The organism is Kineothrix sp. IPX-CK, assembly GCF_039134705.1.
Lineage (GTDB): Bacteria > Bacillota > Clostridia > Lachnospirales > Lachnospiraceae > Kineothrix > Kineothrix sedimenti.
In genome coordinates this window covers 425870-445554 of sequence record NZ_CP146256.1, presented here as the reverse complement: position 1 = coordinate 445554, position 19685 = coordinate 425870, and the positions used below count along the sequence as shown (strand labels likewise).

Here is a 19685-nt window from a genome sequence, read left to right as displayed (position 1 = left end):
ACTTTTTTGTGAAAGAAATATGATACCTTCATGAAAGGTTTGTGAAAAAGTATCCGTTATTCCCGTTTATTCTTATATCCGTTTTTATCCCAGCTTATCCATCCACTCCGCTTCCTTAAAGCCCACCAGAACAAAGTCTTCACCTACTACGACCGGCCTCTTCACGAGCATTCCGTCCGTAGAAAGAAGAGCATATTTCTCTTCCAGGGTCATACCTGGAAGCTTATCCTTCAACTGCATTTCCTTATACAAAATCCCGCTCGTATTAAAAAAGCTCTTTATATCCTTTCCGCTTCTCTCATGCCACTCCTTCAATTCCGCCGCAGTAGGATTATCCTCCTTAATATGCCTGTCTATGTAAGCAATTTCATGCGCCTTCAGCCACTCTCCCGCCTTTTTGCAAGTGCTGCATTTCGGATATTCTACAAATAGGACCTTCATAACATACCTCTTTTCTAAATTTTAGTTTATAAATTTACTTCGATTTTCTTCTATAATATGATTAGGGCGTGTAAGACCTTGTCAATCGATGGTAATATTATCACATAATTACAGCTTTTAAACAACATCTCATTCTACGTTGTATTCCAAATTCAACATCCTCTAATTTATAAGTTCTATAATCATATTTTTGAATGATTTTTATTTGTATATCTTGAGTTTCCGTAAAATGTAATTTTTAAAAAATATAACTTCTCCTAAAGTACCAATCTGTCTTTTTTTTGAAAAATAAAAGGACAATACTTCGAATAGAGTCACCGAAACAAGCCCCGTGGGAACCGGACTTTGGGAGAAATATTATGTTATCTATTTATGCGATCAGCTTAAAGCAAAGTTGACGGTATGCAGGACGTTTTGTTCTGAACCAAAGCCTGACACCTTCTTTTGCATACGACAGTATACCAGAGATACCTTTCGCTAATCGGTAATAGCAGAATTGAACTTTTTCCTTTATAGGAGCTGCTGTCTGTATGATTGAAACTTTTAGGGCATTTGTTTCTGCTTTCATTGAAACCAGCGCAAGAAATGCCATACACATGGTAATGTAAAAATTTAGAGCATTGATTGCTTTCAGTTTCCGAACTCGGAAGTTTTCGAACTGGAAGACCTGTTTCTTGCAGCGGAAATATTCCTCGATGCGCCAGCGGGAGAAATAAAGTCTTGCAATCCGGATTACATCATCTCTGGATTTTAATTCTTTGTTCGTTGCGAGCATCATCGGATACTCTGTGATGCCATAGACAAGAACCAGAAAAATGTCTTTTCTGGATGCGGTGATCTGAACCTTCACATGGGATAGATAAGCCTCCCGTTTTTTACCTTTATAGAATACAGGTGTCGTGATTTTACCTTTCCGACGATTTCGAAGTTCTGTGGCAGCTACCCATTTGTTATGGAAAAGGAGCTTTCTTTTAGCAGTAAGCCGAATCACATAGTCCTGTTTTAATTCATCAAGCTTAAGGAACATCTTATTATCATCATAGCCCCGGTCCATAACAAAAGTAGCTTTTCCAAACATTGCTTTTCCACGCTCCATGGCATCGAAGGTAACGCTATTGACAGAGGTGAAGGTCTTTTCTTTTGAAGAATGGATTTTGGAGTAAATGCTGACAGGATGATTGTCTTTTGTCATGACACAGGCCTCTGTTACATGGTAGCCTTTCTCGTAGACATTTTTTGTTTTAGTACTTTTGGAACCATCCCTTACCATACCAAGAGCCTCAAACTTATATCCGTCAGGCTTGATGACGTCACTGTCATCGATATGGATTACCGGATCATCGGGCACCCATTTACGAACAGTTTGAAGATAAGAAAGTAAGGCTTGTTTGGAAGTCCCTTTATTTAAATGTCTGGTAAGGCGCTCAACACTGTTGACCTTTTTAGAGTCTTCGTGAAGTTGATCTGCAATATCAGTCAGAAGACAACTACCAGAAGCTAACATGCCATAGGTCATGTCCGAAGTAAACTTTTTGTCCGGTTTGGAAAGCTTACGGGATATTTTGTTTGAAAAAGATAAAATTTCACGTTTCAAAGTGTAGGTTTTTGTAGTAGAATTAAGCATGAGGAATCCCTTTCTTTATTGTTTAGTGTAGATTTTGTTTCGCAACTTAATTCTACTACAAAAGGACTGGTGATTCCTTATATTTTGGGCATTTTCTGAAAGTTGTTCATTGCATTACTAGTGAAACAAGGGGTTTGTGGATAAAACTACGAAAACTCAAGTTGTATATATATTGACAATATATATTATACAATATATAATATGCATAATAATTACATATACAAAAAATAAAGTTATCAGTCTTGGCTTTTTCCAGCACCTTTGCAATTTCGAGTGCATATCTAAAATCCATACCGAAGAAAGGAGTTCATATGATATACCCGATCAGCTCCCCCTTGCTGGACTTTCTCCTCCTCTCTATCGTCCGGCAGCAAGACAGCTACGGTTACCAGATCAGTCAGCAACTAAAAAGCGTATCAAATATGAAGGATTCTACGCTTTACCCCATCCTCCGCCGCCTTTCTGACAACGATTTCGTCATTACCTATGACCAGCCCTTCCAGGGCCGCAACCGCAAATATTACCGTATAACCGAGGCAGGAGAAAACCAATGGCAATACCTGAAAAACGAGTGGCAGCAACATATTGCCGCCATAGAAGAAATCATAAATGAGAAAAAGACTTTCCAAGAGGGAGGAAACAAAAATGAATAAAGTGGAATACATGCAGTCCTTAAGGAAACAATTGCGTCGTCTTCCAAAAGAGGACTTTGAAAGGGCCGTGGATTATTTTGAAGAATATTTTTCCGATGCAGGCGCCGAAGAGGAGGCTCAGGTAATTGAGAATCTGGGCACACCGGAATTCGCAGCAGAACAAATCATAGCCGAAATCGTTCGCAAAAACGCATCAGCTCCGGTCAAGGACGTAAAAAGAGGCTTAAATGCCGTTTGGGTGGGTGTCCTCGCCGTATGTGCGGCACCTCTGGCTCTTCCTCTGGCTCTGGCCTTCGCCGTAATGATCATCGCCTTTGTTTTTTGTATACTGGCAATCATAGTGTGCTTTATCTTTGCAGGCATCGTGCTTACCATTTCCGGCCCTTTTTGCATCGTCGCCGGATTCACCGTGATCACCGTCAATTTCCCTGCCTTCCTCAGCTGCCTGGGAGCCGGCCTTGTCTCTATGGGAATCGGCATGCTGCTGACCTTCGGCATGATACGCTTCTGCCAATGGTTCCTTACCGGCATGGTACGTTTCTTCGGACATCTCATTGAAAAAGGAGGAAGAAAAAATGAGCAAAACAAATAAATTTCTTGCTGTATGTGCTGCTTTTATCGGTCTGGGCATCATTTTATATTTTACAGGCTTTTTTCTCGGCGAAAGCGTTATCGGTATCGGCATAAACCGGGATGGCTTCCAGGTATATACCTGGAACCAGACAAAGCTGAAGGAAACTGACATTTTGGAGACAATAGATAGCGAACTGGACGCTTTTCAAAGTATTGATATGAGCGCTTCCTATGCCAATGTAGAAATCAAAGAATCCGATCACTTCAAGATTTCTTATAAAACGGCCGCGAATCATCCTTTGTCCTATGAAATAAAAGACGGTACGCTGTATGTAGATCAAGCGAGTAATACAGCCTCTTCCTCCAACTACATGTTTATCGGCTTCTCAGGTATTCGAAGCAGCAACGTACGGGAAAACGAATCCATTACCGTTTATATTCCAGACAACACCGAATTGAGCAATGTTTCGATCAGCAATGACTGTGGAAACACTAATCTTTCGGCTTTAAATGCTTCTTCCGTTTCCTTATATATGGATTACGGTGATGTAAGCCTGACCGATGTCAGTGCTCCTGTCATCGGGCTGAACATAAACACCGGCGATTTGAATATGGACAATATAACTACAGATACCCTGACAGTAACCACTGATTACGGAGACGCAGCGCTAAGCGCCATCGACGCTTCTGCCATTACCATGAAAGTAAATACCGGCAGCCTGAATATAAAGAATATCGCTTCCGGTATCTTTGAAACAGTGATCGATTACGGTGACCTACAGTTAAGCTCCATAGATACCGATTCTCTCTCCGTAAAAATAAATACGGGTGACCTTACCATAGCGGATATAACGGCAAACAATTTCATTGCAGATATCGAATACGGCGAAAACAACGCGGAGCGGATTACCATATCCGGAAATACGGATATTACGATGGGATCCGGATCTCTATACATGAAGGATGCTGCCTTCCATATCTTAACAGCAGATAATGAATATGGAAACGTTTCCCTGCGCTTCTCCTCCCCTGCTGCCGACTATTCCTATGATTTATTTACAGAATACGGCACCATTAAAATCGAAGAGCAGGATATGGGCGCAAAGTATAAACCGCTTTCCTCTCCGGACTTGCAAAAGAATATCAAAGTCTCCTGCGGGTCCGGTAATATCGACATAAGCGGCTTATAATCTGTAAACCCGCAAGCTTATAGATCCAGTAGATAATCATAAAAAAAGCTGCGGTACTTATCATATACAAGTACCGCAGCTTATTTCTATTTCTCCGGACTTACCTTAAGAACCGTGTAATTTCCGGTATTTTTATAGTCCTTCCCGTAGCCGTCGTCATCATAATAGATATATTGCGTCTCCTCATCCGCAAAGCTGAGCAGCGTCAAATTCTTAAAGTCGACCTCCTCCACACATTGACCGCCTTCTTCCGCAACCGGAAGAATATGGTTCCTGCGGATAAACAGTACGACTTCTTCCAAAGCCACATCTATATAATGATGCCCCTTTTCAAGGACAATTTCCTCTCTGTCCCTCAGCGACCTAAACCGAACCATTTTCATGCTCTCTGGCAAATACACATATCTGCCGTCAGCATTCTGCTCATAAACCGGAGCGATCATCACACTCTCTCCGATCATCAGCTGATCCTCCACCCGTTTCGCCTGTTCATCCTGAGGATAAACAAAGGATAACGGCTTGCAGTACATGCCGTCCGACAAAGATGCTTTCATAAATTCACTGTAAATATAGGGAAGAAATCCATAACGAAGTCCGATAATATTTCGAAAGGCTTCCGTATTTTCAAAACGATATATTTCCTGCCGTCTCGTTCCCATCGCGGAATGATTCCGCATCAAAGGTGTAAAAATACCGAATTCCAGCCATCTAAGCATCAAATCCTCTGTGGTATCCGCACCGAAGCCTCCAATATCCGCGCCGGTATAAAGGAATCCGCACATATTTAAGGAGGGCAGCATACGAATGTTCAGAAGCAGGTGCGACCACCAGGAAAGATTGTCTCCCATCCATATTCCTCCGTAACGGTGCATGCCGATATAGGAAGAACGGGAATACATCAGAATCCTTTTATCAGGACACAGCTCTTCGAAGGCTTCCCCCGCCGCCTTTGTCATATTGAAGCCATATAAATTGTGCACCCTATCGTGACGAATCTTTTCGCCGTGATATTCATGGTAAAAACGCGTATAGTCGTTCTCATTGTTATTAAGTCCGGCGACAATATCCTTAAACGCGAAGAAGGATTGAATATCCAGATTCTTATTCTTATACTCCTCAATCTCTTCGAATACTTCCTGCAAACGCTCTTCCGAATAGAAAATCGCCGGTTCGTTCATATCGTTCCAAAAGCCGTCGATCCCCTTATCCAGAAGAAACTTGTACTTTCCGCCGAACCATCTGCGTGCATCCTCCTTTAACATATCCGGAAAATGCACCCTTCCGGGCCATACTCCCGCCACAAAGTTTCTGCCGTCCTGCGTCCTGCAGAAATATCCCTTCTCCACACCTTCCTCATATACCTCATAACCTTCCTCAATTTTCACTCCGGCGTCGATAATCGGAACGAGATGGATACCCTGAGCTTTCATTTCCTCCACTAAACCCTGAAGATCCGGGAATCTTTCCTCGTTTACCGTGAAATCCTTATAACGCTCCATGTAGTCTATATCCAGGTAAATGCTATCCAGCGGAATACCGTTTTCCCTATGCCGGGCCGCCACCTCGCGTACCTCATCCTCCGTCATATAGCTCCAGCGGCTTTGTCCATAACCGAATGCCCACTTGGGAGGAATGTAGCTGCTTCCCACCAGCTCTCGGAATTCCTTTACAATTTCTTCCGGCGAACCTGCTTCTATGATATAAAGACAAACATTCTTATCAGGAATGGAAATCACAAGCTCTTCCAGCTTCGTATAGCCCACATCAAAGACTATCTTGCCCGGATGATCCACAAATACCCCGAAGCTTTTTCGCCCTCCGGCCACAATAAGAAAGTTATGGGCTCCATAGAGCGAGCGCGTATCCTCCCTATGGAACGGATCATCGCTGCATTTGCTTTCATATATCCATCCCCGCTTATTGATTCCCCTGACATTTTCTCCCAGACCGTAGACGATGTCCTCTCTCTCCATTTTGCAAGTAAAAAGAAGGCCTTCTCCGCCTTCAATTTCCTTTTCACTCATGTGAAAAAACTTTTCTAAAAGGGCGGCATCGGCCGGTTCCAGACCGCCAAGTATTACCGCCTCCGTATCCAATGGTCTTCCGAAAATAAACTTATCTGTCATTTGTGCAATATTATCCTTCCATTAATTTCACATACACTTTTCTGTTTCTTGCTCCGTCATATTCCAGGAAATAAATTCCCTGCCACGTTCCCAGAAGAAGATTACCGTTCTCTATTATTACTAACTCCGAAAATCCCATCATGCTGGCTTTCAAATGGGCTGCCGAATTCCCTTCCATGTGACGATATCCATCCTCCCAGGGAACGATCTTATCGATTTCCATAGTAAAGTCCCGCACCACGTCCGGATCGGCATTTTCATTAATTGTGACCGCCGCTGTAGTGTGGGGTACATAAATCATACATATGCCGCTCTTTACCCCGCTTCCGGCCACAAGTTTCTTCACCTCTCCGGTGATATCTATCATCTGCGTATGTGCACTTGTCCGCACCGGAATCTCATATATCTTTCCCATACATGCCTCCTGCTTTCACTATTCACCAATAACCTTAATAAGCACCCGCTTGTTCCGTTTCCCATCGAATTCAAAATAAAAAATCTGTTCCCACGTACCGAAATCGAGCTTCCCTCCAGTAATGGCACATACTGTCTCGCGTCCCATGATCGTGCGCTTCAAATGGGCATCCGCATTGTCCTCATAACCATTGTGATTATATTGGCCGTAAGGCTTCTCCGGTGCCAGCTTCTCGAGCCATACCTCATAGTCGTGATGCAGTCCGCTTTCGTCGTCATTGATGAACACGCTCGCAGTAATATTCATGGCATTTACCAGCACAAGTCCTTCCTTAATCCCGCTTTCATCGATTGCCCGCTGCACCTCTCCCGTAATATTCTGAAGTCCTCTCCTCGAAGGAAAATTAAAATGCAGCTCTTTTCTAAAAGATTTCATATCCATATCCTCCCTACGGTGGTGAAGCCGCATCGCCTCATTCAGCAGCCTGTTCCATATATTGGCTCAAATCCACAAGAAATTTGTCCCACGCTCCTTCGTTTTCCACATAATATTTAGGACATAACTTACCGCCTTCATCGTAGTGGCGAAGAACATCCTCGGGCACAAGCTCGTATTTATGCAAAAGCCATGCCGTCAGCTCAATCAACGACTGATAGGTCTGGTCCGTAAATTGTCCGTCCTCCCTTTCATAGCAGCATTCAATAGAGATAGAATCGTAATTGCGCTTCATTACCGCATAGGCAATCTCCTTAGTGGGAATGCACTGAACCACTTCTCCGTCACAGCTTATAATAAAATGAGCGCTTGCTGAACGCTCATGTGTTTCAGCAAGGGATTCGAAATAGCTTCGATTCTGCAATGCCGTTGTTCCCGCATTCGCCGTATAATGAATGAAAATATTCTTAACCTCCGGCAAAGCGATTCCGGGTCTGGAAAACTCGTTGACAGTAAGCAGCTCTACGTCCATCGCCGGCATAGCCAGTTCGGCAGCGTAGAAATCCTGCCACTTGCCCTTCTTTCCATCCTTCAAGGTTCGAATTTCTTCACTTAGCACCGCCTGTATGCTCTCCTGTCTTCCGATCCCGCCGGATACAAAGAGCACAAGAGCGATAACCCCTGCGATCAAGGCAAAGGATAATGCGGCAGTCATGCCTATGGCCGCCATTCTGATTAATTTTCTTTTTCTCTTACGCTTTTTTCTGCGGATTCTTTCTTCCTGCGTCAGAGCACGTCTTCTCTTCTCCGGCCTGACCACATCCTCAATCTGCATCTTATGTATTTCCATTTTTAACACAACTCTGCCCCTCGGACAGCCCTCTCCGGCCTTTTATGTATCCATTATACATAATTAGTTACGTCGAGAATAAAAATGGTTCACATATTTATAAATTATTAAGATTTAAGAGGCTCTATATCATATCCAAAAAATTAAGTTGATTTTCTCCGTAATTCCGCTTATACACGTGTACGATATCCTTCATTTTATAAAGAATTCCATATTTCTCGCATTCCTCTGCGAATACCGAATAAAGCCGGGATGACCTGGGAGACCGGCACTCGTAGTATTCCCCGTACTGCTTTCTGTACTTTCCTACCAGATTATCTTCGGGAAACAGCTCATTTAGCTTTTGGTAATAATAATCTCTCTGATTCTGCCTGAGCGTTACCCCGAAGGCCGGATAGATAAAGTTAACAGAACACTGCGCTGCCCTATGAACGATATTTAAAATATTTTCTTCATTATCCTCCAGAAAAGGCAAAACCGGCATAAGCAATATGCCGGCAAATATTCCGTTCTCCCGCAAGCTCGAAAGCACCTCAAACCTCTTGGAGGAAACGGCTGCTCCCGGCTCCAGCTTCGCCGCCAGTTCATCGTCCGCCGTAGTTATCGTCACCTTGCAAAGCACCGGAGAATGCTCTCTTATATCCATTAAAATATCGATATCCCGAGTGAGCAAGGGGCTCTTGGTAGCGATAGCCACCCCGAATTCGAAGACGTTAATGAGTTCCAGCGCATGTCTGGTCAGACACAATTCTTTTTCAAAAGGATTATAAGGGTCGCTCATAGCCCCGGTGCCTATCACTCCCTTTTTCACCTTGCGGCGCAAATCGTCACGGATTATCTGCAGCGCATTTTCCTTGGCACGCACCTTGTCAAAGTCTTCAATATGGTAGCATTCCGATCTGCTGTCACAGTAAATACAGCCATGACAGCAGCCCTTATATATATTCATATTATAATCCGTACCAAACCATTCACCGTTCTTCGTCTTGGTTATGATCGTTTTTGCCGGAATATATTCCATCATGCACTATGCCTCATCCATGGACTTTTACACCTGCATCTGCAGCAGCCTATTCTTCAGCTCGCCTTCAATGCGTTGAAGCTCCACTTCCGCCTCTCTTCTCTTCTGGCGTCCCTCCGCCTGAATCCTTACCACCTCATCCAATGTGGAGATCAAAGACTCGTTGGTCTGTTTCAGCGTCTCGATATCCACAATACTTCTCTCCGCCTCCTTGGCCGTTTCTACCGTAGCCACCTTCAGCACCGCCGCATTTTTCTTAAGCAGCTCATTGGTCATATCCGTAACCTCCCGCTGCGCCTGAGCCGCCTGAGAAGAATGGGTAATGCCAAGCGCTAACACCATCTGACTCTTCCAGAGAGGAATCGTGTTCACGAGGGTAGACTGAATCTTTTCCGACATGATCGTATCGTTGCTCTGTACCAGCCGGATCTGCGGAGCCATCTGGATGGATACCATTCTGGTCAGCTCCAGATCATGAATCTTCTTCTCGAAACGGTCGCACTGTGCCACAAAATCGTTCACTGCCTGCGCATCCTCAGGCAGATTGCTCGCCTGAGCTCTCTCCATGAGAACAGGAAGCTCCTCCTGCCTTACTTTGCCGAGCTTTTTCTTGCCCGCCAGAATGTACATCGAAAGCTCCTTAAAGTAATTCTTGTTCAGATCATACATCTTATCAAGCATCGCCGTATCTTTTAAAAGCTGGATCTGATGGTCTTCTAAAACACCGCATATTTTGCCTATATTGACTTCTGCCTTGTCGTACTTGCTCTTCATAGAGGCAATTTTATTGCTGCCCTTTTTAAACACTCCGAGAAAGCCTTTTTCTTCCTCCTCGTCGAACTTTTTCAGCTCGTATACCACGCTGGATAAAAGCTCTCCGATTTCTCCCAAATCCTTGCTGCGCACGTTGGAAAGCGCAGTCTCGGAAAAATCCGCGATTTTCTTCTGGGATCCCGCTCCGTACTGCAAAATTACAGTAGAATTGTTCAAATCGATCTTGGAAGCGAAATCGTCCACCATCCTGCGTTCTTCAGGCGTAAACGTACTCTCATCAAAAACCTCGATCTGTTCCTGCTTCTCCGCACCGGAAGGCGGAATCACTGCCGGCGCTGCCGGTTCTTTCGCCAAATCTTCAAATGGACTTAATGTTAAAACCGGTACATCATTTCTGTTCTCTTCCATTACCATAATCTGCTCCTTTATTCTCCCTCATTCTCTTTTTTGAATTCATCCTTTAAAAGCCCTTCTTGTGCCAGCATAGTAGACAATACGGAAATATCCGTGGAAATATCCATCGCGTCATCCTCAAAAAGCTTGTCAAACATCTTTTCAAAGGCTCCGTTTATATCGTCCAGCATTTCTTCAATTTCTTTTTTCGCGGTGGTGATATTATCTCCCTGGACCGGCTGCTCGCTGAATTCCTGATATGCCTCCACCAGTTTAAGCGTAGTAGGCATATAGTAGCTCATGAACCTGCGTATATCGGACAGCTTCTCCGGGTTCTGCTCTATATGCTCAAAAATACGGGTACAAATCCTCTCCAGACGGAAAAGCTTGCCGGAAATCTCCTCATCCGGCATACTGTCGTTAGCAGCCTTGATGCGCCTGATATATTCCTTTCCTTCTTCCACAGTTATCATAAGCTGCTTTCTCACCGGGTCCTGCTCTAACAGCTCCTTCTCCTTGGAAAGACGTTGTTCCTCCTCCTTGCGGCGTTCCAGCTCTTTCTGTGCATCCTGATACATCTGATAGGATTCGTCCGTCAGCATGAAGCAGGTCTCCTGACGGTCCAGATGTCCCTCGCGAAACCACCGGCGCCTTATCATGCGCTTTAAGTCCTTGATGACAAACTTGTCCTTTTTTCCTACTATCTTAGCAAGGCTCTCTATGGAATGAAAATCCTTCACTCCCATAGCCTTTACATATTTTTTAAATCTCTTCACTCTGCGCCTCAAAAATCCGCCCGCTGCGGCTGCCGCCGTGCAGATACAGCCTAACACCAACGGTATCTCTATGGATATGGCTCCTATTCCGAACAGATTGACCGCGACAAAGGATAGTGAATATGCCACCAGCGCATAGCTCCACGATAGCACCGCACCAAGACTTCCGAACACGGTAAGCAGCACGCCGGATACGCTCCCCTGAGGACTTCTCATTACCGGGAGCTGGCGGTTATTTCGATATTCCTTCATAGGCTGCGCGGTTTTCGCGTACTGGCCCGTGCGGTAGGTATCCTGATAGTTTTTTTTCGGAGGCACGCTCTGATACGGTTTACTTCTGTTCTGACCCGCACTCTTATTCGCATTATCAGTAGCTTCCTTTACGGAACGGCTCACTTCCTGCATGGTGTTTTCCACCGTCGCTCTGATATTTTCCTGCAATTCCGTAACTTCCTTGGACTTTACGAATTTATCAATTTTTTCTCCAATATCCCGCCCCCAATTGGAAAAATCCATATCGTTCATTTTACCATTCTCCGCCGTTCTTATTATACTAAAATCAATCTATAGAAATTTACTTTAGTAGTATAGCATACAGGCGGTGTAAAGTACAAGAAGCGAGTAGCTATTTTCATGCAAATACAGGAGAGACTTTTCTCGCCTCTCCTGCATGTTATATCAGCTCCTATAAACCCTTTTCCTTAATTTCCCGATTGATTTCCCTGGCCTCGCCCCTGTAATAGAAATAGAAGCAAAGCCAAACAATAAACGCGCTGACTATCGCTATCAGGATGCTTGCAAGCATAAGGGAAATATTTCCTAAGGGTATCCACTGCATATAAAAGGCCACCGGAATATACACGATAAAACCTATCGCTCCATGGATCAAAAGCTGCTGCACTCTGGAGAGCCTTTCGTTATCATATACCACAGTTGGAAGACTCCAGCCCAGACCCACGATCATCGAAGCCGCTATCTGAGTGTTGAAGCCTCTGGGAGAAGATAAAAACCACTCATTTCCCATAATGGTATATCCTGCCATTGAAATCAGACAGGAAATGGTACATCCCCAGGAGATGCCGATACATACCAATCTAACTATTTTTCTAAACATAATTTTTCCTCACTTTCTTTTATTGATCACGTTTCAAATTCCAAGGTACTTCTTGAATTCCATGAGATAAGTTCTTGTAATATAATCTTTGCAGCCGTTCTTCATCACGAGGTACATCATGGCGTTAAAGGCCGGCTCCACACTGTCAATTTTCTTCAGATTCACAATGGTAGTCTTGGAAATCCTCATGAAATTCTCTCCCAGCATATATTCCAGGTCGTAAAGCTTCTTTCTTGACAAATATTTCTTATCCCTGCCGTAAATGAAAACCTCCTTGTTTTCCGCACGCACCATATAGATTTCCGCCCCGTCCAAGATAACTATTTTCTCGTTTTCTTTTGCGGTGATTACGCTTCCCTTCATTTCAAAAGCTTCCGCAGCGCGCTGTACCTCTTCAGTTACCGCATTTGCATAAATCACAGCATATGGTTCTTTTATATCCGCAGATAGTTTTATTTCAACCTTCACAATCCCGCCTCCCATTATATTCATAAACCGGTTCGATATTAGAATAACCGTTTTTTTCTCCTTTGTCAGTCGTTTTTGAGTAACAGGCAAAAAAAGGCAGATGAGCTGCATATATTCTCATCTGCCTTCTGCAAAAAGCTTCTTCCGGTTATTATTTTGCCCCGCTTTCGATTATCTCTCTCGCCATGCCAAGCATTTCGTCCGCGGTAAGCGCAAGGTCAAAACCACTCAGATTATATACAATTCCGTCCTTCACCCATCCCACAGAAAAAAACTCTTTAATTTCCACCTCAGAGGTACCGTAGGAAATTGCTAAAGCTCCGCTATCCTGCGCCTTCTCATCCTCCTCGGTCAATTTGTAATCGGGCGGAACGAATTTGAATGTGGTCTTATTGAAAATCAGGGTAATATCGCCGCACTGCATTGTTTTATCAGCAGCAGAAATATTTAAAACCGTTTCCGGGGTTTCGCCGGCAAACAGCTTACAAGCGGAAGAGGAAATTTCTTTAGCTCCTGTTTTCTTGTAAAAGATATCGATTTCTTTCTGCTCATCCTCCTTTTGCCCTGCCTCATTTTGTATCGCAGTTTCTGATATATAGATGCCGTTCATTTTATAGCCGTTGGAGAAGGCTTCTACTGCATCTATCCGATACCCTGCCTCTTCTTCCGCCTTTTCCAAATCCTCAAACTTCGTATAATCCGGGATTATGGAGCCGTGACTCACATAATTTTTAATCCCGCTTCCTGCGATCGACGCCGTTCCCAACACAAGACATGCTGCCGCCACTCCGATCGCTACTTTCTTCACACTGAATCTCTTCATAGAAATAGTCCTTCCTTTCTCGTCTTTAAAAAGCCGGCTGTCAATTTGCCGCTTCAAGCTTTCGGAGGCACTTATCCGTCCGCTCATTTCACAAAGGGCTTCCTTCAATGTTTCATCCTTTTCATCCCACTCCTTATGAATAATGCAATCCTTTTTGCTTTTCATATTCTTTGCCTCCTTCCTCCTGCGCTTTCAATATTCCTTTTAACTTTTTTCTCGCATTGTGCAGTCTGGATTTTACGGTTCCCTGCGTGCATCCGATCACCTTCGCGATCTCTCCTGCGGACAGCTCATTGTAATAATACAGAACGATTACTGTCCGATGCTTGATATCTAAGCCCTGTACCGCATCGCTTATCATTTTTTCCGTCTCATTTCTCACAAGCTTATCCAGAGAGGTGACTCCGTCCGTGGCCTCCGCCTGCATGTCGATATCCTCGTCAGGAATTTCCCTGCCGCGCTTCTTGGTCTGTCTATATGCCGTACGGTACAATATTTGAAAAAGCCAAGGCCGAAAACCCTCGTCCTTTTTCAGTTCTCCGATATGCAGATAACATTTTACAAACGTCTCCTGCACGATGTCCTCGGCATCATTCCTATTGCCGCTCACCAGATATGCCATGCGCAAAAGTATATTTTTATAATTTTCATACAGAGCGTCAAAGGCCGCCTTATCTCCGCCTTTTAGCTGCTGCACCAGTCTTAATTCTTCCACGACCTTGGACTCCTTCCTCTTCTTTCCGATACGTATCTGACTATAAGAGCATTCTTTTATGAAAAAGGTTCATTTTCTGATCAATCTATTTTTATTTCAGCATAACCACTTGCACTGGGCTTCGTCCTTTGTTACACTTTTTATCAATGCTGAAATTAAAAATCGTTATGTAAGTCAATACCCCGGCAAGCTGCGGGATATTTGGCCCTCGCGGCATTCGCCAAATGCAGGCAGGCTTGCACCCGGCTCATTGCTCAAGGGAATAAAAGGAGGATGTACATGTACGAACTATCGAGAAAGGATATGTCTAAAATCGCCCCGCTTTTTTCAAACGCCGCCCACACTATCATCCGGTCCTGCCTTCAAGGGTACATGGGAAGGGCTTGGACCGATAACCCGGAGCATCCATCCAGTGCCCAGATTATCGTAGGAGATTTCTGCTTTTTTACAGGTGTCCCCAATCGTGAACTTACAGACAATATCCATGTGGATTCACCTTCCGGCCTTCTGCTTCTCATTCCGGAAAGTCCTGGGTGGGACGTTCTTATCGAAGAAGCTTATCCTGAAAGCTTTGAACGATTTATGCGTTATACCATAAAAAAACCGGAAGCATTCCATAAAGAAACGCTTTCCGGCAATATTGCAAATCTTCCCGGCGGATATTCTCTCCGTAAGATAGATGAAGCTATCTACCGCCGTCTTTTGATGATGGAGCAGCTTCGAGACTTATGTTCCGTATTCGGCAGCTACGAAGCCTATGAAAAACATGGGCTGGGGTTTGTCGTTATGTGCGAAGACGCCATCGTTTCCGGGGCCTCTTCTTATACCGTCTATGATAAGGGTATCGAAATTGAAGTGGACACCCTCGCCGGATACCGCAGAAAGGGCCTCGCTCTCATCTGCGCCTCCCGCTTGATCTTGGAATGCTTGGAGCGGGGGCTTTATCCCAGCTGGGACGCCATGAACAAGGAGTCCGTAATGCTGGCAGAGAGGCTTGGGTATCAGCTGGGCGAAGCGTATGTCACCTATATTGTAATAGAAAAATCTTAATCCAAAGCGGCGCTTTCATCGAGCAGTATTTTCTTCATATCCGAGAGCAGCTCTTCAGTCAGCGTCAGCAGATTTTCCGCATCCTTCTCTACCACCGCACATTTTTTGTAGCGGAAGAGGAAAAAGGGAGTACCCTTGGCGTTAAATGAAAGCTTGGGATATTTTTTCAAAAGGGCGGGGATATTCTCCGCTCTTATTTTTGCATCGGAGTTCAGCAAAAAGCGTATCTCGCCATTTTGTCCCCGCACCTCAGGCATGTAAAGCTTGTGGGCATTTACACGCACCAAAGCGATTCTTAGGAGGTTATCCACCGATTTAGGGATTTCTCCGAAACGATCCAGCAATTCCTCCTTCATATCATCGCTTTCCGCACTATTATCGATACCTGCGATCCGCTTATAAATATCCAGTTTTTGAAATTCATTCATGATATAGGACGGCGGAATAAATGCATCCACATCCAAATCCACAGAGGTATTGAAATCCTCCTCCGTTTTCATTCCCTTTAGGTTCTTTACCGCCTCGTTCAGCATCTTGCAATACAAATCATATCCTACCGCCTGCATATGTCCATGCTGCTTCGAGCCCAGCAGATTGCCCGCACCGCGTATTTCCAAATCCCTCATGGCAATTTTAAAGCCACTGCCCAAATCGGTAAATTCCTTGATAGCCGCAAGACGTTTTTCCGCAACTTCTTTCAGCATCTTATCCCGCTTATACATCAAAAACGCATAGGCGGTGCGGTTGGAACGTCCTACTCGCCCTCTGAGCTGATAAAGCTGGGAAAGTCCCATATTGTCGGAGTCATGGATGATCATCGTATTCACATTAGAGATGTCCAGACCGGTCTCTATAATCGTAGTGGAAACCAGTACGTCGATTTCACCTCCGATAAAGTCATACATAATCTTTTCCAGCTCATGCTCCTTCATCTGGCCATGAGCGAAAGCAACGTTCGCCTCCGGCACGAGCTCGGCGATTCCCGACGCAATATCTGCGATATTATTTACCCTGTTATAGACATAGTAAACCTGGCCATCTCTGGATAGCTCCCTGACGATAGCCTCTCTTACCATTTCCTCATTATATTCCAGTACATAGGTCTGGATCGGAAGACGGTCCTCCGGTGCCTCCTCCAGTACGCTCATATCACGGATGCCGATAAGGCTCATATGGAGTGTTCTCGGTATAGGCGTAGCCGTGAGGGTAAGCACATCCACATTTTCCTTCATATTCTTTATCTTTTCTTTATGAGCCACTCCGAAACGCTGCTCCTCATCGATAATAAGAAGTCCGAGATCCTTGAAAACAATATCCTTGGAAAGCACCCGGTGGGTGCCGATGACGATGTCCACAAGGCCTTTTCTCAGGTCTTCTGCCGTTTTCTTCTGTTCCGCCGGCGTCCGGAAACGGGAAAGCAGATCCACGCGTACCGGAAAATCCTTCATTCTCTGTACAAACGTGTTGTAATGCTGCTGTGCCAAAATGGTGGTAGGTACCAGGTATACGACCTGCTTACCTTCCTGAACCGCTTTAAACGCCGCACGAATGGCAATTTCCGTCTTGCCGTAGCCTACGTCTCCGCAAATGAGGCGGTCCATGATCTTCGCACTTTCCATATCCTTTTTCGTCGCCGCGATGGCCGTCATCTGATCCTCCGTCTCCTCGTAGGGAAACATCTCTTCAAACTCCTGCTGCCATACCGTATCTTTTCCATAGACAAAACCTTCTCTCTGCTGTCTTACCGCATACAGCTCCACAAGGTCTCCTGCCACCTCGTTTACCGCCCCTTTTACCTTGCTCTTCGTCCGGCTCCATTCCTGCGTGCCCAGCTTATTGAGCTTCGGCTTTCTGGCATCGGCTGAGGCATATTTCTGGATCACATCCAGACCGGTGGCGAGTATATAGAGATTCCCTCCGTCCCGGTATTCGATTTTAATATAGTCCTTGACCACTTTTTCTACTTCGACTTTTTCAATTCCTTTATAGATGCCAAGTCCATGATTTTCATGGACTACGAAATCTCCCACCTTAAGGTCATTGAAACCGTTGATCTTCTGACCTTCATATTTCTTGACCTTCCGCTTTTTCTTCTTTTCCGCGCCGAAAATATCGCTCTCCGAAATAACGACGAACTTTATCAGCGGGTATTCGAAACCCTTCTGCGCACGGCCGTAGAAGGTCATTATCTCTCCCGGCTGTATTTCCCGAAAGGGATCCTCACTGTAAAAACCGGTCAGCTCCTCATTTCTTAAATCCTCCGCCAGCCGCTTCGCCCTCGTTCTTGAACCGGATAAAAGAAGAACCCGGTACCCGCCCTTCTTATACCGCTTCAAGTCCTTAAGCAAAGCCTCGAAGCTGTTGTTATAGGAAGCGACGCTCTTCGCTCCGATATCGAACTTCTTATCCGCTTTGAAAAGCGAGTTCTTCAAGTCTATCGCCGCCAAGGTCACCACTCTGTTCTTCGCCATCCTGGCAGCCACCTCTTCCGAGCCGAACAGGAGATCCGCCTGCCCGGGCAAAGCGTAACCCTTTTCCATCCGGTGCATCATGCTTTCCCTGAATTCCAGTTCCACCGCATCCGCATGTTCCTTCACCCGTGCCGGTTCATCGATAAAGATACAGCTCTTGTCCTTATCGAAGAGCTCCATAAAGGAAACCGTTTCCGGATAGAAATAGCGTATGTAACTTTCCAGATTTGCCGCCTCCTTGAACTCGAAAATCTGCTCCTTCAGCTCTTTAATCTGCGAGGTAATGCGGTGCGCTTCCTCGGTTTTAAACTCCTTTCGGAATCTGTCCCCGCATTTTCGGGACTCTGCTTCTACCCGCTCCATACCCTTTTTCATTTCCTCAGCGGTAAGGACCATTTCCGTAGCCGGATAAATGCGGATGGACTGCAGCCTTTCTATGGAACGCTGGCTTAAGATGTCGAAGCTCCGGATAGATTCTACTTCTTCTCCCCACAGTTCGATTCGATAAGGATTCTCTTCCGTCAAATCAAAAATATCTACAATGCCGCCGCGAATGGAGAACTGTCCCGGTGCCTCCACCTGATAGTTCTTCTCATATCCCATTTCCACAAGCTTCTGGGCAAGCTTTCTTTCGTTCACAGAAGCCTGGCAGTCTATGCGAATCACATTCTTTTCCAAAACGGACAGAGGCACTTGAGGCGTCATAAAGCTATCGAAGGTAGTCACCACCGTAAGCGGTCTGCCTTCGATCACTCTTCTTAGCGCCTTTATTCTTTCCGTAACGATTTGGTTGCCGTGAATGTCCGCCTGATAAAAGATCAGATCCTTTGCCGGATACATTGTGACATTCCTGTCATATAATTTGCAATCTTCAAATATCGCCTTCGCCCTCAGGTCGTTATAAGTAACAATGATTTTATATTTGAAGCCCTCGCTGAGCCCATATGCCATATGAAGCTTCTGCGAATCCACACATCCCATCAGCGACACTGCCGCCTGTGGCTTACTAAGGAGCTTTGTAATTTCTTCGAATTCACCCAGCTCGTACAAGGGTGCGGTAAATGTCCTCATCTAAGTATTCCTCTCCTGGTTATTTTTTGTTCCTTGCGGCCATCGTCCATCTATTATATTTATAACGATACCTTGCGGTTGAATTCATTCATGGCGGTATCCGCCCCGTCTGCCAGCATGATTTCCAGCGCTTTTACTGCCTTGTCCAACGCTTCATCCACCGCCGCTTTTTCCTCTTTATTGAAGTGTCCCAACACCCAGTCAGCGAGATCATAATTCTTCGGCTTCTCACCCACGCCTATGCGCACTCGCGGAAAGTTGTCGTGTCCAAGCTGCTTTATAATGTTCTTCAGCCCGTTATGTCCTCCTGCACTCCCTTTTTTCCTGATACGGATCTGCCCCGGTTCCAGACTGATGTCATCCGAAATGACGATCAGATCGCTCTCTGCTTCCACCTTATAATAATCGATAACCGGGCGGATACTTTCTCCGCTCAGGTTCATGAACGTGAGCGGTTTCACCAGAACTACCTTCTGACCGCCCACATAGCCCTTCCCTATCATCGCTCTATGCTTCAATTCGGCTACACTTATATTATATTTATCCGCAAGGACATCTATCACCTTAAAACCTACATTATGTCTTGTATTTTCATATTCTTTTCCCGGATTTCCCAGGCCTGCAATAATAAACATCTTTATACCCATCTGCACGTTGCGACGCGCACTCAAATCAATAGTTGAATACGCATTTTTATTCAAC

General features: G+C 45.0%; 19 protein-coding genes. 4 read left to right on the top strand and 15 right to left on the bottom strand.

The annotated features are described in order from the left end of the window. Positions 1-84: 84 nt before the first annotated feature. A complete protein-coding gene (locus tag V6984_RS02075; protein ID WP_342758160.1) occupies positions 85-441 on the bottom strand; it encodes an arsenate reductase family protein in 357 nt (118 codons plus the stop codon). A 370-nt stretch (positions 442-811) separates the two neighbouring features. Next, the gene (locus V6984_RS02070; RefSeq protein WP_342756217.1) at positions 812-2035 is read right to left on the bottom strand and encodes a transposase; all 1224 of its coding nucleotides are present in this window, start codon (positions 2033-2035) and stop codon (positions 812-814) included. A 341-nt stretch (positions 2036-2376) separates the two neighbouring features. On the opposite strand from V6984_RS02070, the gene V6984_RS02065 reads away from it, so the two are divergent. From V6984_RS02065 to V6984_RS02055, 3 genes are read left to right on the top strand one after another with little or no spacing between them, the layout of a single operon-like run. Continuing rightward, entirely contained in the window at positions 2377-2718 is a 342-nt protein-coding gene (locus tag V6984_RS02065) for a PadR family transcriptional regulator (protein WP_342758159.1), read from the top strand. Next, entirely contained in the window at positions 2711-3310 is a 600-nt protein-coding gene (locus V6984_RS02060; protein WP_342758158.1) for a DUF1700 domain-containing protein, read from the top strand. Before V6984_RS02065 ends, V6984_RS02060 begins: the two co-directional genes overlap by 8 nt. Further along, positions 3294-4481, top strand: coding sequence for a DUF4097 family beta strand repeat-containing protein (locus V6984_RS02055; RefSeq protein WP_342758157.1), 1188 nt, complete (start codon positions 3294-3296; stop codon positions 4479-4481). The genes V6984_RS02060 and V6984_RS02055 overlap by 17 nt, the downstream gene beginning before the upstream one ends. Positions 4482-4567: 86 nt before the next feature. On the opposite strand, the gene V6984_RS02050 is transcribed toward V6984_RS02055, so the two are convergent. From V6984_RS02050 to V6984_RS02000, 11 genes are all read right to left on the bottom strand, one after another. Beyond that, positions 4568-6607, bottom strand: coding sequence for a glycoside hydrolase family 31 protein (locus V6984_RS02050; RefSeq protein ID WP_342758156.1), 2040 nt, complete (start codon positions 6605-6607; stop codon positions 4568-4570). A 10-nt stretch (positions 6608-6617) separates the two neighbouring features. Continuing rightward, positions 6618-7022, bottom strand: coding sequence for a secondary thiamine-phosphate synthase enzyme YjbQ (locus V6984_RS02045; protein WP_342758155.1), 405 nt, complete (start codon positions 7020-7022; stop codon positions 6618-6620). A gap of 18 nt (positions 7023-7040) precedes the next feature. Then, the gene (locus V6984_RS02040; RefSeq protein WP_342758154.1) at positions 7041-7457 is read right to left on the bottom strand and encodes a secondary thiamine-phosphate synthase enzyme YjbQ; all 417 of its coding nucleotides are present in this window, start codon (positions 7455-7457) and stop codon (positions 7041-7043) included. A 37-nt stretch (positions 7458-7494) separates the two neighbouring features. Beyond that, entirely contained in the window at positions 7495-8307 is an 813-nt protein-coding gene (locus V6984_RS02035; RefSeq protein WP_342759926.1) for a peptidoglycan recognition family protein, read from the bottom strand. A gap of 124 nt (positions 8308-8431) precedes the next feature. After that, positions 8432-9328 carry an SPL family radical SAM protein gene (locus V6984_RS02030; RefSeq protein ID WP_342759925.1) on the bottom strand — a complete coding sequence of 299 codons (897 nt, stop codon included), beginning with the start codon at positions 9326-9328 and terminating at the stop codon, positions 8432-8434. Between the two features lie 27 nt (positions 9329-9355). Next, complete coding sequence (locus V6984_RS02025; RefSeq protein WP_425324226.1) at positions 9356-10510, bottom strand: toxic anion resistance protein; 1155 nt, start codon at positions 10508-10510, stop codon at positions 9356-9358. Positions 10511-10527: 17 nt separating this feature from the next. Beyond that, a complete protein-coding gene (locus tag V6984_RS02020) occupies positions 10528-11796 on the bottom strand; it encodes a 5-bromo-4-chloroindolyl phosphate hydrolysis family protein (RefSeq protein WP_342758152.1) in 1269 nt (422 codons plus the stop codon). 160 nt (positions 11797-11956) lie between these two features. Beyond that, the gene (locus V6984_RS02015) at positions 11957-12385 is read right to left on the bottom strand and encodes a DUF3021 domain-containing protein (RefSeq protein WP_342758151.1); all 429 of its coding nucleotides are present in this window, start codon (positions 12383-12385) and stop codon (positions 11957-11959) included. 33 nt (positions 12386-12418) lie between these two features. Further along, positions 12419-12853, bottom strand: a complete 435-nt coding sequence (locus tag V6984_RS02010) for a LytTR family DNA-binding domain-containing protein (RefSeq protein WP_342758150.1) — start codon at positions 12851-12853, stop codon at positions 12419-12421. Positions 12854-13004: 151 nt separating this feature from the next. Then, positions 13005-13841 carry a hypothetical protein gene (locus V6984_RS02005; RefSeq protein ID WP_342758149.1) on the bottom strand — a complete coding sequence of 279 codons (837 nt, stop codon included), beginning with the start codon at positions 13839-13841 and terminating at the stop codon, positions 13005-13007. Beyond that, a complete protein-coding gene (locus tag V6984_RS02000; protein ID WP_342758148.1) occupies positions 13810-14391 on the bottom strand; it encodes an RNA polymerase sigma factor in 582 nt (193 codons plus the stop codon). The genes V6984_RS02005 and V6984_RS02000 overlap by 32 nt, the downstream gene beginning before the upstream one ends. Positions 14392-14670: 279 nt before the next feature. Between V6984_RS02000 and V6984_RS01995 the strand changes: the two genes are divergently transcribed. Next, complete coding sequence (locus tag V6984_RS01995; protein WP_342758147.1) at positions 14671-15441, top strand: GNAT family N-acetyltransferase; 771 nt, start codon at positions 14671-14673, stop codon at positions 15439-15441. Here the strand turns inward: V6984_RS01995 and mfd are convergent. Together mfd and pth are read right to left on the bottom strand one after the other, a co-directional pair. Beyond that, a complete protein-coding gene (gene mfd / locus V6984_RS01990) occupies positions 15438-18983 on the bottom strand; it encodes a transcription-repair coupling factor (RefSeq protein ID WP_342758146.1) in 3546 nt (1181 codons plus the stop codon). The genes V6984_RS01995 and mfd overlap by 4 nt on opposite strands. 59 nt (positions 18984-19042) lie before the next feature. Next, a complete protein-coding gene (gene pth / locus V6984_RS01985; RefSeq protein ID WP_342759923.1) occupies positions 19043-19618 on the bottom strand; it encodes an aminoacyl-tRNA hydrolase in 576 nt (191 codons plus the stop codon). Positions 19619-19685: the final 67 nt, after the last annotated feature.